14 protein-coding genes are annotated in these 13,345 nt (G+C 62.4%); 10 read left to right on the forward strand and 4 right to left on the reverse strand.

Going from position 1 to position 13,345, the window contains the following annotated elements:
• Positions 1 to 147: 147 nt before the first annotated feature.
• The gene (locus AC0L2A_RS34890; protein WP_287222894.1) at positions 148 to 363 is read right to left on the reverse strand and encodes a hypothetical protein; all 216 of its coding nucleotides are present in this window, start codon (positions 361 to 363) and stop codon (positions 148 to 150) included.
• Between the two features lie 277 nt (positions 364 to 640).
• Between AC0L2A_RS34890 and AC0L2A_RS34895 the strand changes: the two genes are divergently transcribed.
• The 4 genes from AC0L2A_RS34895 (at position 641) to AC0L2A_RS34910 (ending at position 4,437) form a co-directional block, all read left to right on the forward strand.
• Positions 641 to 904 (forward strand): metal-sensing transcriptional repressor, encoded by a 264-nt coding sequence (locus AC0L2A_RS34895; protein WP_027154260.1) that lies wholly within the window; start codon positions 641 to 643, stop codon positions 902 to 904.
• A gap of 8 nt (positions 905 to 912) precedes the next feature.
• A complete protein-coding gene (locus AC0L2A_RS34900) occupies positions 913 to 1,941 on the forward strand; it encodes a cation diffusion facilitator family transporter (RefSeq protein ID WP_473612727.1) in 1,029 nt (342 codons plus the stop codon).
• A 147-nt stretch (positions 1,942 to 2,088) separates the two neighbouring features.
• Complete coding sequence (locus AC0L2A_RS34905) at positions 2,089 to 3,858, forward strand: cation:proton antiporter domain-containing protein (protein ID WP_473612728.1); 1,770 nt, start codon at positions 2,089 to 2,091, stop codon at positions 3,856 to 3,858.
• A 222-nt stretch (positions 3,859 to 4,080) separates the two neighbouring features.
• A complete protein-coding gene (locus AC0L2A_RS34910; protein WP_473612729.1) occupies positions 4,081 to 4,437 on the forward strand; it encodes a VOC family protein in 357 nt (118 codons plus the stop codon).
• A 25-nt stretch (positions 4,438 to 4,462) separates the two neighbouring features.
• Here AC0L2A_RS34910 and AC0L2A_RS34915 read toward each other — a convergent pair whose 3' ends face one another.
• The gene (locus AC0L2A_RS34915) at positions 4,463 to 4,828 is read right to left on the reverse strand and encodes a VOC family protein (RefSeq protein ID WP_473612740.1); all 366 of its coding nucleotides are present in this window, start codon (positions 4,826 to 4,828) and stop codon (positions 4,463 to 4,465) included.
• 147 nt (positions 4,829 to 4,975) lie between these two features.
• Between AC0L2A_RS34915 and AC0L2A_RS34920 the strand changes: the two genes are divergently transcribed.
• On the forward strand, positions 4,976 to 5,287 hold the full coding sequence (locus tag AC0L2A_RS34920) for a hypothetical protein (RefSeq protein ID WP_023799082.1): 312 nt from the start codon (positions 4,976 to 4,978) through the stop codon (positions 5,285 to 5,287).
• A gap of 10 nt (positions 5,288 to 5,297) precedes the next feature.
• On the forward strand, positions 5,298 to 6,188 hold the full coding sequence (locus AC0L2A_RS34925; protein ID WP_473612731.1) for a sigma-70 family RNA polymerase sigma factor: 891 nt from the start codon (positions 5,298 to 5,300) through the stop codon (positions 6,186 to 6,188).
• A 26-nt stretch (positions 6,189 to 6,214) separates the two neighbouring features.
• Here AC0L2A_RS34925 and AC0L2A_RS34930 read toward each other — a convergent pair whose 3' ends face one another.
• The gene (locus tag AC0L2A_RS34930) at positions 6,215 to 7,312 is read right to left on the reverse strand and encodes an AraC family transcriptional regulator (protein WP_473612732.1); all 1,098 of its coding nucleotides are present in this window, start codon (positions 7,310 to 7,312) and stop codon (positions 6,215 to 6,217) included.
• A gap of 76 nt (positions 7,313 to 7,388) precedes the next feature.
• On the opposite strand from AC0L2A_RS34930, the gene AC0L2A_RS34935 reads away from it, so the two are divergent.
• Positions 7,389 to 8,501 (forward strand): DUF1330 domain-containing protein, encoded by a 1,113-nt coding sequence (locus AC0L2A_RS34935; RefSeq protein WP_473612733.1) that lies wholly within the window; start codon positions 7,389 to 7,391, stop codon positions 8,499 to 8,501.
• A gap of 56 nt (positions 8,502 to 8,557) precedes the next feature.
• On the opposite strand, the gene AC0L2A_RS34940 is transcribed toward AC0L2A_RS34935, so the two are convergent.
• Positions 8,558 to 9,715, reverse strand: a complete 1,158-nt coding sequence (locus AC0L2A_RS34940; protein ID WP_473612735.1) for a sulfite oxidase — start codon at positions 9,713 to 9,715, stop codon at positions 8,558 to 8,560.
• Between the two features lie 254 nt (positions 9,716 to 9,969).
• Here AC0L2A_RS34940 and AC0L2A_RS34945 point away from each other — a divergent pair, with 254 nt between their 5' ends.
• The 3 genes from AC0L2A_RS34945 (at position 9,970) to AC0L2A_RS34955 (ending at position 13,257) form a co-directional block, all read left to right on the forward strand.
• The gene (locus AC0L2A_RS34945; RefSeq protein WP_473612736.1) at positions 9,970 to 10,602 is read left to right on the forward strand and encodes a DUF1326 domain-containing protein; all 633 of its coding nucleotides are present in this window, start codon (positions 9,970 to 9,972) and stop codon (positions 10,600 to 10,602) included.
• A gap of 8 nt (positions 10,603 to 10,610) precedes the next feature.
• The gene (locus AC0L2A_RS34950) at positions 10,611 to 11,510 is read left to right on the forward strand and encodes a DUF2182 domain-containing protein (protein ID WP_473612737.1); all 900 of its coding nucleotides are present in this window, start codon (positions 10,611 to 10,613) and stop codon (positions 11,508 to 11,510) included.
• A 229-nt stretch (positions 11,511 to 11,739) separates the two neighbouring features.
• Complete coding sequence (locus tag AC0L2A_RS34955; protein WP_473612739.1) at positions 11,740 to 13,257, forward strand: FAD-dependent oxidoreductase; 1,518 nt, start codon at positions 11,740 to 11,742, stop codon at positions 13,255 to 13,257.
• Positions 13,258 to 13,345 lie beyond the last annotated feature (88 nt).

Consider the following 13,345-nt stretch of genomic DNA (forward strand, 5'->3'; position numbering starts at 1 on the left):
CTTTGAAAAAGAGGCGCGGTTGGCAAAGCTGCCGATCTCGCTCCTTGTGGGGGAGATGTCCGGCAGGACAGAGGGGGGCGCCGTAGAGCGCCAACATTTCGAGCCTCGCACGCGCCCCGACGCTGATCGCCGGGGGCGCCACGATCGTCAGTTTGCCCTGGGCTCGTCCTCGACAACAAAAGATGCGGCAATCAGGTCGTCGGCATCGATCCGCAGGGAGCCTTCACCTGCTCCCATGACAGCGGCTACCTTCTGAAAAATTTTTATCTCGTGCTCGGTAATCCGGGCGCTCCGCATCCTGGCTTTGAGATCAGCGATGCGCAGCCCCAATGTGTGGGACGTTCCAATTTCACGGTTCGACATGACAACATGCTCCTCCCCGACCCATGCTTTTTGCCTCCCCACCGGTATTCGCCCGTCGCCTACCAGGTTTGCCTAAGTATAAGGCATCGCGAATACAGGGCCCCGAACGCTGGTGCGAGGGGAAGGTTCCGGCGCAACATGGTCACGAAATAATACGGGCCGCCGCCGCCGGCGGGTTACCCGCAAGAGTCCTTCTTCGATTTGTGACGGGCTCGCCGGCAAGGTGAGCTCAAAAGAAGATTTGACTGGATCCTCCCGGGGAGGATACAAAACAGGCATGTCCGAAGGCATCCATCGTTCGCATCCGGCTATCGTGAAGCGTCTGAAGCGCGCGCAAGGCCATCTTGCGGCGGTGCTGTCGATGTTCGAGGCGCATCGTCCTTGCGTTGACCTGGCGCAGCAGCTCCACGCCGTGGAGAGCGCCATCAGCAGCGCAAAGCGCGAACTGATCCACGATCATATCGAGCATTGCCTGACGGACACCGCGGAAGCCGGCGGCAACTCGCTGGCGGAACTCAAGCAACTGGCGAAATATTTGTGAGCCGTCAAATGCCTGTGCTCGGCGCGCGCATCCTCGACTGGTTCGGGTTCGGGCCGCGCGATCACGCCGCGCATGGTCATGGCCATCACGATCATGTGAGCGGGTCGCATAGCCACGGGGTGATCGATGCGACCATTGCGACTACCGACCGAGGCATATGGGCGATAAAATGGTCGTTCGTCATCCTGGCAATCACCGCGGCGATGCAGATGGTCGTGGTCGCGCTGTCGGGCAGCGTGGCGCTGCTGGCCGACACGGTCCACAACATCGGTGACGCCACCACCGCCATTCCGCTGTGGATCGCCTTCCTGCTGGCCCGGCGCAAGCCGTCGCCGACCTTCACCTATGGCCTGGGCCGGGTCGAGGACCTGGCCGGGATGATCATCGTCGGGATCATCCTGTTCAGCGCCATCGTCGCCGGTTACCAGGCCATCGACCGCTTGATCAATCCCCGCGTGGTGACGCATCTGGGCTGGCTGGCGGCGGCTGGAATTGTCGGCTTTCTCGGCAATGAGGCCGTCGCGGTGTTCCGCATCCGCGTCGGCCGCGAAATCAACAGCGCCGCACTGATTGCCGACGGCTACCACGCCCGCACCGACGGCCTGACCAGCCTTGCCGTGGTCCTCGGAGCGTTCGGCGTCTGGCTCGGTTTTGCGCTGGCCGACCCGATCGTCGGCCTGCTCATCACGCTTGCCATCTTCGGCATCGTCTGGCAGTCGGCGCGCTCGGTGCTGACCCGCATGCTCGATGGTATAGATCCTGAAGTCATCGGCGACATCGACCATGCCGCCGCGCATGTGCCGGCAGCGCGCATTGTCGAGGCCAAGGCGCGGTGGATCGGTCACAGGCTGCACGCCGACATTGCCATCGCCGTCGAAGAAAGCCTGCCGGTCAGCGAAGCGAAGAAGATCACCGCAGCGCTGGAACACGAGTTGTTCGAGCACATGCCGGCGCTTGCGGCAGCGAATATAGGATTGGCGAACGCGGATGCCGATCATCGCCATGGACATGGCCACGGCGAGCACGACGGCCACTAACGGTCGCTCCGACCGGCTCGTTTCCGTTCGCTGCGTGAAAGATGTTGAGACCGCCGCGTCTTAGTCCATTATCCCCGGGTCCATTATCTCTGGCTCGTGCAACGCGTGACCCGAGCGCCAAGCGTGGCCGGAAACCGGATTGGGAAGATGCCTCAGGCGCCACTTATCGCAACCCTTGTCGCCGGCCTCGGACTCGCCTTCATCCTCGGCACGTTGGCGAACCGACTTCGCCTGTCGCCACTGGTCGGCTACCTCGTGGCTGGAGTCTTGATTGGCCCGTTCACACCCGGCTTCGTTGCCGACCAGGCGCTGGCGCGTCAACTCGCCGAACTCGGCGTGATCCTGCTGATGTTTGGCATAGGGCTGCATTTTTCGCTGAACGATCTGCTGTCGGTAAGAAAGATCGCGCTTCCCGGCGCTGTCGGTCAAATGGCTCTGGTGACCATGCTCGGGCTCCTCGTGACGCAGGCGATCGGCTGGCCGATCGGAGCCGGAGTGGTGTTTGGGCTGGCCCTGTCGGTTGCAAGCACAGTCGTGGTCCTACGGGCGCTGCAGGAAATGCGGCAGCTCGAAACCGACGGCGGACGCATCGCAGTCGGCTGGCTGGTCGTAGAGGACCTCGCCATGATCCTCGCGCTCGTGCTGTTGCCGGCCTTCGCCGGCGTGCTCGGTGGCAATGTCAACGGCGCAAACCTTAACGGCAATGACCTGTTCACATTGTTTGAGCCGCAGACCATCTGGAGCGCGATCGGGCTTACGCTGGGCAAATTGGCGGCTTTCTTCGCGATCATGGTTGTCGTCGGGCGACGTGTCATTCCGCCGATCCTTCACTACGTTGCTCACACTGGCTCGCGAGAGCTTTTCCGTTTGGCCGTGCTGGCGATCGCCCTTGGTGTCGCTTTCGGGGCAGCCGAGCTGTTCGGCGTCTCGTTTGCTCTTGGGGCGTTTTTCGCAGGAATGATCCTTGCCGAATCCCAGTTGAGCCAAAGGGCCGCTCAGGAAACGCTGCCGCTGCGCGACGCATTCGCCGTGCTTTTCTTCGTCTCTGTCGGCATGCTGTTCAACCCGATGATCCTGGTCGAGCAGCCGCTGCTCGTCGGCGTGACATTTTTGATCATCGTCATCGGCAATGCCACGGCCGCATCGGCCATCGCATTGATGTTCGGCTATCCGTCCCACGTGGCCCTGACACTCGGCCTGAGCCTGGCGCAAATCGGCGAGTTCTCCTTCATCCTGGCGGGACTGGGTGTCGACCTCGCGCTTCTTCCAGAGGCTGGACGTGACCTGGTGCTTGCCGGAGCCATCCTTTCGATTCTCGTCAACCCGCTGCTGTTTGCGGCGTTGGATCGGCTGACGCCGTGGCTGAAAGCGCGAGAGCAAACCATTGCCGCGCAAGAAGGCAAAGCCGAACCGCCCGAACTCGCGGCTACCAGCCTGACAGACCACGCGGTGCTTGTCGGCCATGGACGGGTCGGCAGCCTGGTCGCGGAGACGTTGCAAAAGGCAAGGCAGCCGTACCTGGTGATCGAGGAACGGCAAGTGATAGTAGAACAGCTGCGCGCCCGCGGCGTTGATGTCATTGCGGGAAATGCCGCCCAGCCGGGACTGCTTGAGGCGGCCAACGTTGCCTCAGCCCGTTGGTTGATCAGCGCCATTCCCAATCCGTTCGAGAGCGGCAATCTCATCGAGCAAGCCCATGCCATCAATCCAAGGCTCGAGATCATCGCCCGTGCGCATTCCGATGCCGAAGTGGATTACCTGACGAAGTTCGGCGCCGACCTGATCATCATGGGCGAGCGGGAGATCGCGCGCGGCATCTCGGATCACATTCTGAGCCGGATCGATGCCCCAGCCGCCCCCGTCGCCGACCAGAGCCAAAACACGCGCCAGGTCGACTCTAAACCGATGGCCGGGTGATGGCGGCAGGCGCGCGAACAGCATCTCCAGCTCCTTCCGCTGATGGCGTGAGGTCTGGCAGGCGTCGGTCTTTGAAGCAACGCCGGGTTTCGGCACCTGCAATCACGCCCGGCCGACCTATATCCAACTGAAGCTTGCCGATATCGAGCGGCTGTCGACGGGCGGAAACGTCGTTTGCAACGGCAATAGTTTGTTCGCATCACTTTCAGGGAGATAGGAGCCATGATTTCCGGCGCACACATCATCATCTACAGCACGGATGCCGAGGCAGACCGCGCATTTTTTCGCAATGTCCTACGTTTTCCAGCAGTCGATGCTGGCGAAGGCTGGTTGATCTTCGCATTGCCGCCGGCCGAGATTGCCGTTCACCCGGCCGCCGAAGTCGACAGCCACGAAGTCTATCTCACGTGCGAAGACATCAATGCCACAATCCAAGAGCTGAAATCGCACGATGTTGAATGCACTTCGGTCGCCGATGAAGGCTGGGGCCTGCTCACGCATGTCTCGCTTCCCAGTGGCGGCTCGCTTGGCCTCTACCAGCCGAGGCATGCTTTGGCGCACAAGGCCGGGGCTGCTTAAGTGGCCGTTTTCCGGCTGCACCCGCTCATTGGCTGCCGATCACCATGCGGTTGCCCTCGCTGTCGCGAAATTCCGCCACCGTGCGGCCTGGCTGCCTGGGCGCCTCCTGCGGTTCGGTAATGATCTCGACGCCGCCCGCCTTCAACGCGGCGATCGTGGCCTCGACGTCGTCGTCGACCAGCACCAGCACCGGCTCCGCGCCTGGCGTGTCGTCGGCGCGTCTCACGAAATGCAGGTTCGTCACGGCGCCGGGAAATTTCAGCTCGATCCAGCGCCAGCCGCTATCGCCCATCTTCTCGTCGGCCGCGACCTTGCAGGCGAAATGCCTGGTGTAGAACGCCTTGGCGCGGTCCTGGTCGAATACCGGCAGTTCGGCAAACTGGATGTGCATGGTCGTCACTCCTGCTCCTCGATGGCTGCTGCGTAGCCGTCCGCAGGTGGAAGTCGATCCGGGCGGTCAAAAAAAATATAGCGTGCGAGAATCTTTTCGGGAACGCGAAACGTCTTCTGCTCAGACCAACCATTCAGGAGACGAACCATGGGCTACAAACTCATTCGCTACAGCGTGAAAGACACCGGGCTGGAAGAGAACCGCGCGCTGGTGGCAAAAGTGTTCGAGACGCTGGATGAGACGGCGCCGCAGAGCGTGCGCTATCTCGTGCTCGAACTCGACGACGGCGAGTTCGTCCATGTCGTCGGCGAGGGAAATGACACATCTGCGCTGACCGGGCTTGCGGCCTTCGAGGCGTTCACGCAAAACCATGCGGAACGGCGCTCGACGCCGGTCAAGCGATCGCCTGCCAAAATCATCGGCAACTACCGTGTGCTTGAGGAGAGCAAGGCCGGATAGAATGGACGCCATGATCCAACCGAAATTCGATCGGCCGGCGCTTGAGGCGATGCTCTCCGGGTTCCGCCCAAAACTGCACCGCTACTGCGCCCGCATGGCCGGCTCGGTGATCGACGGCGAAGACATCGTCCAGGAGACGCTGATCAAAGCGCTGCAGGCGGTCGACGGCAGCACGTCGGTCGAGCGGCCCGAGCAATGGCTGTTTCGCATCGCCCATAATGCCGCGCAGGACCATTTGCGCCGGCGCCATCGGGAAAGGTCGCGCATGACCGAGACCGACATGACCACGATCGAGGATCCTTCCGGCAGCGCCGACTCAAGGCTCGCCGCTGCGGCCGGCCTGCGCAGCTTCATGCAGCTCTCGGTGGCGCAGCGCAGCGCCGTGATCCTGGTCGACGTGCTTGGCCTTTCCCTGCACGAGACCTGCGAGGTGACCGGCGCGACGCTGGCCGCCACCAAGGCGGCGCTGCATCGCGGGCGGGCGCAGCTGCGCCTGCTGGCATCGCAGCCTGAGCACGTCGCCGCGCCACGGCTCGACGCCGATGACGAGCGACGGCTGCGCCGCTACGTCGATCTGTTCAACGCGCGCGACTTCGACGCGGTCAGAGCGCTGATCGCCGAGGATGTCCAGCTCGAATTGGTCAGCCGCCTCCGCATGCGCGGCAAGGCCGAAGTGTCGACCTATTTCGGCAATTACGACCGCATCAGCGATTGGGCGCTGTCGCTGGGTTTTGTCGACGGCAGGCCGGCGATCCTGATCCGCAACCCGCAGGAGCCGGACGGCGCGGTGCATGGCTTCATGCTGGTCGAATGGCGGGACGAGCGGGTCGTCCAGATCCGCGATTTTCGTTATGCGCCCTGGTGCCTGATCGATGCCGAGATCAACACGATGGAGGGGTAGGGGGAGGGTCGGCCTCCGGCCGCCCGCTATCCGCGCCGGCCGTCGCGCCAGCCAGCCGGCGAGACGCCCGCGAGCTTCTTGAAGCTTCGGCTGAAGGCCGCTTCGGACTCGTAGCCGACATCACGCCCCACCGCCGAGACTTTGGCCAGCCCATCAGTGAGCAGTCGTGCGGCCAGTTGTACGCGCCATCGCGTGAGATACTGCATCGGCGGGCAGCCGACGAGACGCGTGAAGCGGGCCGCAAGGACGGACCGCGAGACGCCGGTTTCGCGTGCGAGTTCTTCAATTGTCCAGCCACGCGCCGGATTCTCGTGGACAAGCGCAACAGCCCGGCCGACGGCGGGGTCGCGCAAGCCGGCCAGCCAGCCGGTCTGCTCCGGCGGCAGTGCCTCAAGATAGCGGCGAACGACCTCAACGAACATCAGCTCGCTGAGGCGCAGGCGGATGCATTCAGCGCCTGGCCGTTGAACGGACACCTCTGCCAGCGTCAGCTCGATCAGCCGGTCAAGCAGATCGCTCGGTGCGCCGGCCGCGCGCCGGATGCGGATCAGCGGAGGAAGGGCCCCGAGCAGAGGATTGAACGGCCTTGCATCGCAACCAAGGAAACCGCAGACATATCTGGTCAGGAGGTGGCCGTCGCCACCTTCGTTGACCACGAAGGGCAGTTGTCCGGCCGCCATGGCGCGAAAGAAATCGAGCGAATCTTCCGGGCTCAAACCTGATCGCACTCCGGGCGCACTGCACATCGCGTACGAATCCTCATGCGGGATCACAAGTATGTCGCCTTCGGCAAACTCCATCGGCGGATCGTCACCGATGCTGACCGAGCCCGATCCTTGGGTGATGATGTGGTAGGAAATCACGTGTTGGGCGTGCGGCAGGATGAGATGGGCAAATGAATCCGCCCGCGGCACTTCCACGCTCCAGGGCGAAGAGGTATCGACCCAGAAGAAAAGCGCGCCGGTGAGCTTTACCACGCGCAGCACATCCGAAAGCACATCCTTGTCCGGCGCGGCCGAAGGTGCGGCATCGGCAACGCCCTCTTCCGGTGGCCGCCCAGGCGATCGCGCCAGAACGGACGCTGCGGCAAGCGATCGAGACGCTGGGTCATGGAGCGTGCCCATGGCCAAGTCTACTATGCGCCGAACAGCATATCCACCGCGCATCCCGTGGAGTCCATGCGATCAACGGAGGTCGGCCATGTCTACCTATTGCTTCTTCGACGTGCTTGAAATCACCGACCAGGCCAAGGTCGAGCAGTATCTGGCAGGGGTCTTTGCAACGGTTGAACAGTATGGGGGGCGCTATCTGGTGCTGGGCGGGAAATCCGACCTTGTCGAAGGAGACTGGCAGCCGGTCTATCCGGTCATCGTCGAATTTGCCGACGGCGAGCATGCCCGGCGCTGGTATTCATCGCCCGAATACGAGCCGCTGAAGGCGCTTCGCGTCGCCGGAACCCGATCCAACGCAGTGTTCCTTGAAGGTGCAACGCCGGGATCGGAGCAAGCGGCGGCCCAGACCCACCGGGGCAAGACATCGAAAACTCCGGCTGAAATCTACGACTCACTGTTTGTCCCAGCGCTGTTCCGACAATGGGGGCCTATCGTCGCCGCCGAGGCGCGAATAGGGAGGGGCGACCGCGTGATCGACATCGCCTGCGGTACGGGTGTGCTGGCGCTCGCGGCCCTCGACCGCGTTGGCGCGGAGGGCAAGGTGGTCGGGCTTGACCCCAATCCCGATATGCTTTGCGTTGCCCGCCGCAAAAGCACTCGCATCGAGTGGCGAGAAGGGCGCGCCGAACAGATTTCTTTCCCGGATGAAAGCTTCGACGCCGCAGTCAGCCAGTTCGGCCTGATGTTCTTCGACGATCGCGCAGCCGGACTGCGGGAAATGATGCGCGTGGTCAAGTCCGGCGGCCGGCTCGCCGTCGCGGTCTGCGGACCGCTCGACCAGTCGCCCGGCTATGCCGCAGTGGCGGGTATGCTTGAACGGCTGTTTGGAAGCGGCGTTGCCAACGCGTTCCGGGCGCCCTTTGTGCTCGGCGATGCGGAGTTACTGCGCTCGCTCTGCGCGAAGGCAGGCATAGAGCGTGCCGAGGTGAAGCGGCACCGCGGAACGGTCCGTTTTGCCTCGATCGAGACGCTGATCTCGACTGAAAGAGCCTGCATCTGGACGTTGGGCGGGCTTTTGGACAACGAGCAGTTCAAGCGGCTTCTGGAGGAGGCCGAGCGGGCTCTTATGCCTTACGTGACAGCAGCCGGCGCCGTCGCTTTCGACATGCCGGCGCTCGTCATCACGGCATCCAAGGACTGACGCTGGCGACCAGTCTGCGATCAGGCGCTGCCTGCTTCACCTTCCCGCAAAGTCTATCAAACGACACGCACGCGGCGCGTCACCTGGCCATTGCTTTCCCAGTATGTGTGTTTCTTGGCAATCAAGGGATCGTCCATTGCCGGTTGAACCTGTCCCGTGGTGCTGACCGCGCGCGAGGTCACCGTGTGTTCTCCAGGCGACGGATTTGGCCAATCCAGGGACCAGATCTTCCAGGCGTGTTCGGCCTCCTCGCTGCGGTCGATGGTCGCCGGTGCCCATGGCGCTTGATCGATTTGCACTTCGACCCGATCGATCGGTGCCCCCCAGGCTGCCCCAATGATGCGGTAGTCCGAGTCCTTGCGGGTGACCTTCGCGGGCGCCGACTTTATCAGCGCTCGCCCGACTGAGTCCTCGGTCCACACGGTCTCGCCATTGCGCTCTTCCTCGCGGATGGTGACATAGTCACGCGCCATCAGAAGGCTCATGAAGCGGGTGTCGCGCACCTCGATGCGTTCCAGCCACTTGACGTTGGCGATGCCGTACCAGCCCGGAGCAATCAGCCGCAGCGGAAAACCATTGGCCGCCGGCAAGGCGGCTCCGTTCATTTCATAGCAGAGCAGATTGTCTGGGTTCGTCGCTTCGGCAAGCGACATGCTGCGCGCGAAGTTCTGCTGCATCTTGACGTCGCGGATGGCGACCTCGCCGGTGTCAGTGCCGAAAAAGACCACCTCGATGCCATTTTCCAGAACGCCGGCTTCCTCGAGGATCGGGGCGAGCGGCGTCCCTGCCCAGCGGGCATTGCCGATGCCGCCGGTGAAAAACGGAAAACCGTGGTTGCCCGAGCATTCGACTGTGAAAACGACCTCCTGGCGCGGCCGCGCCTTGATGTCGGCGAGGGTCAGTTTCAAGGGCTTCTTGACCAGGCCGCCGATCTCCATCGACCATGTCTTCTCGTCGATCGTTGGTCGATTGAAATGCGAGATGCTGAAGAACTTGTCGTTTGGCGTTATCCAGCTGTCCAGATCCTCCCAGACAAGCTGCTTCTGGATGCCGACCGGATCGGGATTTTCGGTCGGCTGGTCCAGCCACCGAATAACCTCCTCGCTCGCCCGTGTTGGAAAAGCGTAAGCCCGACGCGAGGTATAGAGAGCAGCAATTGCGGCGAGGGCAGCACTTCCCTGAACAAGAAGTTCTCTGCGTTGAAGATCAGGCATGTTGTTTCCTCCCAGTTGATCCGGAAACAGGCTGCGCGTGCCTTAGGCCGCAGCCTGAACACGGATAGGCGCAATGAGCGTTGCCCCACCCGGAGATTATCCGGACAGGTCAAGCAATCAGCGGCGCATCTCAAACATGTGAAGCCTTGGACGAAACTCTCGCTTGGGTTTCGCCTTTTTAAGGGTGCGCCTTTGAGAGGGAAGAGTCCAGGTGTATGATGATGGTCTAATATTTCGAGATCAGGGAGGACAGCATGACGTCTTGGGAAATTAAGGGGCGCGAACTCGTCAATTGCACCTGCGAATATGGCTGCAACTGTCAATTCAATGCGCTGCCCGACAAGGGCCATTGCCATGCCGTGGCCGGCATCCAGATCGATGAAGGTCATCATGGCGAGACCGTCCTCGACGGCTTGCGGATCGCCGCGATCTTCAAATGGCCCGGCGCGATCCACGAAGGCAACGGCGAAGCCATCGCTTTCGTCGACGAGAAGGCAACCGACCGGCAGCGTAACGCGCTGCTGCGCATCATGACCGGCCAGGACACCGACCCGTTTGCGACGATGTTCGCCGTCTACGCCTCAACCGTGACAAAAATGAATGAGCCGGTTTTCACCAGGATCGATCTCGACCTCGATGTCGACGGCCGCAGGGGCCGCATCTTCGTCAAGGACTACATCGAAACGATCGGCGAACCGATCCGCAACAAGGTGACGGGCGCGGACTCGCGCGCCCAGATCGTGTTGCCGAACGGCTTCGAATATGCGGTCGCCGAGATCGGCAGCGCTTCGAGCACAACCAGCGGGCCGGTTCAGGTGACCACCAAGGACAGTTACGGCCAGTTCGCGCGGCTGCATCTCAACAATCACGGGGTGGTGCGAGCCTGACGCGGCGCATGGACGGCGGGTCGCCACTGGAACGGCTGCTCAGGCGCGACCGCGTCATCACGATTGCGGGCGTGGTGGCGCTGTGCCTGCTGGCCTGGCTTTACATCGCCGCCGGCGCAGGGATCGGCATGAATGCGTGGGAGATGTCGAGGCTCGCGTTATTCCCCCACCTGCAACCTCCGAACATGACATCCGATATGACCTCTGACATGCCCGGCATGGACATGTCTGGCATGGATATGTCCAGCATGGACATGAGCGCGATTGCGACGGAGCCGCGGGCCTGGGGGGCCGCGAACTGGGCGCTGATGATCGCCATGTGGTGGGTCATGATGATCGCCATGATGTCGCCGAGTGCGGCGCCGACCATCCTGCTCTATGCGCGCGTGCATCGCCATGCGCTGGCACAGGGTCAGATCCAGGACAAGCTCGCGCCGACCGGCGTGTTCATGGCAGGCTACCTCCTGGTCTGGCTGGGGTTCTCCGTCGCGGCAACCGCATTGCATTGGCTGCTCGAACGCGAAGCCTTCGTTTCGGCGACGATGATGAGTTCGCAGAGCCGCTGGCTTTCAGCCATCGTCCTGATCGGCGCGGGGATCTATCAGCTCTCGCCCTTCAAGAACGCCTGCCTGTCGCATTGCCGGGCACCGACGGCGTTCCTTGCCCGGCACTGGCGTCCCCACGCAGTTGGCGCGCTGCGTCTGGGCTCATTGCACGGAGCGTTTTGTGTCGGATGCTGCTGGATGCTGATGGCGCTGTTGTTCGTGGGTGGCATCATGAACCTGGTGTGGATCGCCGCGCTCGCCATTCTGGTGCTGGTTGAAAAGCTGTTTCCTGCCGGCCCGGGGGTTGGCCGGGCAACTGGCATCGCCCTGATCGCCTGGGGCAGCGCGACGCTTTTGGTCTGAGAGACTGTTTGGAAACTCTACTCCGGCGGCCACCTGATGGCGTTTTCTGCGCTTCCGGTGCTCACGGACCCAAATGTCCGCTCCGCTCCGGTTCTCGAAACCACCACCATATGACTCGCCGGAGCGAATTTCGAAACAGCCTCTGACGACCAGGGCCGCCGCAAAGGCCTGGAGGAACTTTGAATCCTCGCACCCGTTTACCGAACGTCGTGCATGGGAGGTTCAGCCGATGAATGTCAGCCAGGAAAGGACTGTATCGCTCTGGGCGGCGACCGAAGTCGCGCCCGATGCGGTGCCGCTCGGACAAAACGAACAGGTCGATGTCGTGGTCGTCGGGTCTGGGATTGCCGGACTGTCGGTCGCCTACGAACTGGCCGTCGCCGGCCAGAAGGTGGCTGTCCTCGATCGCGGCCGGATCGGAAGCGGCATGACGGCTCGCACCACTGCGCACCTGTCATCCATGTGCGACGACTATTTTTCGGAGCTGACCAAATTGCGCGGCGAGGATCTGGCGCGGATTTTCTACGAAAGCCAATCGGCCGCTATCGACCGTGTCCAATCCATCCAGGAGACGGAGCGTATCGCGTGCGATTTCCGGCGCCTCGACGGCTTTCTCTTTCCGGCTTCCGGTAGCCAGGAATCCGATATCACGCGCGAGCTGGACGCCGCTCTGAAAATCGGTGTCGACGTCGAGAAGACCAGGGGCGTGCCGTTTGCTGGCTTTTCGGATGCGCAGGCGCTTCGATACGCTAATCAGGCGACCTTCCACCCGCTCAAATATCTCCGCGGGCTGGCGGTAGGTATCCGCGCGCGCGGCGGCGTGCTTTATGCCGATACCATCGTCGAAAAGGTCAAGGAGACCGATGGCGGCGTGCGCGTCACCACGGTTTCAGGCTCAAGCGTATCTGCCAAGTCGGCCGTTGTCGCCACCAACTCGCCGATCAACGATCGGGTCGCGCTCCACACCAAGCAAGCGCCCTATCGAACCTACGCGATGTCTTTCGAGATCGCGCGCGATACCATACCAGATGCGCTGTATTGGGATACTGAAGACCCTTATCACTATGTTCGGCTTCAGCCTGGCGAAGGTCGGACCGACTTCCTGATCGTCGGGGGTGAAGACCACAAGACAGGGCAGGCCGATGATGCCGGCGACCGTTTCGCGGCCTTGGCGGCCTGGACCAAAAGGCTGGTGCCTGATGTCGGCGTGGAAACCAACCGGTGGTCCGGGCAGGTGATGGAGACCGTCGATTATGCGGGGTTCATCGGCCGCAATCCTGGTAACAGCCGCGTCTTTGTCGCGACCGGGGATTCCGGCCAGGGCATTACCCATGGCGTCGTCGCCGGCCTGTTGATTTCAGACCTGATTCTGAAGGAGAAAACTCCCTGGCGCGAACTCTATGAGCCGTCGCGCAAGACGGCAGGCGCGATCGGCGATTACCTGTCGGAGAATGCGACGGCGATCAAGAGCTTTGCCGAACATATCGCGCCCGGCGAAATCGATTCCGTCGACAAGCTGCGACCGGGAGAAGGTGCCATTGTCCGCGAAGGGCTCACCAAAATCGCCGCATTTCGCGATGACGACGGCACGCTCTACAAGCGCTCGGCCGCATGCACGCATATCGGCTGCCATGTCCACTGGAACTCCCTCGAGCGCTGCTGGGACTGCCCCTGCCACGGCTCGCATTTTGCAATCGATGGCACGGCTTTGAACGGACCGGCCGTGGCGCCACTGGGAGGGGAGTAGGGGAGTAGGGGAGTAGGGAAATTAGCCCCTACTGCCCTACTGCCCTACTGCCCTACTGCCCTACTGCCCTACTGCCCTACTGCCCTAC

This window comes from Mesorhizobium sp. WSM4844 (assembly GCF_055811775.1).

Excerpts from the sequence above, each read along its gene's own strand:
- AC0L2A_RS34890 (WP_287222894.1), bottom strand. The coding sequence starts at position 363 with ATGTCGAACCGTGAAATTGGAACGTCCCACACATTGGGGCTGCGCATC.
- AC0L2A_RS34895 (WP_027154260.1), top strand. The coding sequence starts at position 641 with ATGTCCGAAGGCATCCATCGTTCGCATCCGGCTATCGTGAAGCGTCTG.
- AC0L2A_RS34900 (WP_473612727.1), top strand. The coding sequence starts at position 913 with ATGCCTGTGCTCGGCGCGCGCATCCTCGACTGGTTCGGGTTCGGGCCG.
- AC0L2A_RS34905 (WP_473612728.1), top strand. The coding sequence starts at position 2,089 with ATGCCTCAGGCGCCACTTATCGCAACCCTTGTCGCCGGCCTCGGACTC.
- AC0L2A_RS34910 (WP_473612729.1), top strand. The coding sequence starts at position 4,081 with ATGATTTCCGGCGCACACATCATCATCTACAGCACGGATGCCGAGGCA.
- AC0L2A_RS34915 (WP_473612740.1), bottom strand. The coding sequence starts at position 4,828 with ATGCACATCCAGTTTGCCGAACTGCCGGTATTCGACCAGGACCGCGCC.
- AC0L2A_RS34920 (WP_023799082.1), top strand. The coding sequence starts at position 4,976 with ATGGGCTACAAACTCATTCGCTACAGCGTGAAAGACACCGGGCTGGAA.
- AC0L2A_RS34925 (WP_473612731.1), top strand. The coding sequence starts at position 5,298 with ATGATCCAACCGAAATTCGATCGGCCGGCGCTTGAGGCGATGCTCTCC.
- AC0L2A_RS34930 (WP_473612732.1), bottom strand. The coding sequence starts at position 7,312 with ATGGGCACGCTCCATGACCCAGCGTCTCGATCGCTTGCCGCAGCGTCC.
- AC0L2A_RS34935 (WP_473612733.1), top strand. The coding sequence starts at position 7,389 with ATGTCTACCTATTGCTTCTTCGACGTGCTTGAAATCACCGACCAGGCC.
- AC0L2A_RS34940 (WP_473612735.1), bottom strand. The coding sequence starts at position 9,715 with ATGCCTGATCTTCAACGCAGAGAACTTCTTGTTCAGGGAAGTGCTGCC.
- AC0L2A_RS34945 (WP_473612736.1), top strand. The coding sequence starts at position 9,970 with ATGACGTCTTGGGAAATTAAGGGGCGCGAACTCGTCAATTGCACCTGC.
- AC0L2A_RS34950 (WP_473612737.1), top strand. The coding sequence starts at position 10,611 with ATGGACGGCGGGTCGCCACTGGAACGGCTGCTCAGGCGCGACCGCGTC.
- AC0L2A_RS34955 (WP_473612739.1), top strand. The coding sequence starts at position 11,740 with ATGAATGTCAGCCAGGAAAGGACTGTATCGCTCTGGGCGGCGACCGAA.